This is a genomic window from Erysipelatoclostridium sp. DFI.2.3 (genome assembly GCF_019132535.1).
Taxonomy (GTDB): Bacteria; Bacillota_I; Bacilli_A; order Erysipelotrichales; family Erysipelotrichaceae; genus Clostridium_AQ; species Clostridium_AQ innocuum.
On the sequence record NZ_JAHOOJ010000067.1, the window covers coordinates 1 to 255 of the forward strand.

General features: G+C 42.7%; 1 protein-coding gene. It reads right to left on the minus strand.

Going from position 1 to position 255, the window contains the following annotated elements; genetic code table 11:
• Nucleotides 1-44: 44 nt before the first annotated feature.
• Nucleotides 45-255 (minus strand): hypothetical protein (locus KSZ58_RS23560; RefSeq protein ID WP_217752963.1); only part of this gene is annotated, 211 nt, incomplete at its 5' end.

Sequence of the window (255 nt, forward strand, 5' to 3'; positions counted from 1 at the left end):
AAATCCGTGCTCACCGTTATCTCTCTCATAAATCTACACTTTCTCTAGAATGTGAGAACTATGCTCACTGTAAGTTTAAGAGAAAGAATTGTACTGTCAACTGCCCTGATTATTCTAAGTTCCGCTGCAAACGCAGAGATCGTACTCCGGGAGCTTGTAATGGCTGTGAGAAACTGAAAAGCTGCCGCTTTGATAAATACCTCTATAAACCTACGATCGCCTATGAGGAATACCGTAGCGAACTCGTTGAGTCTC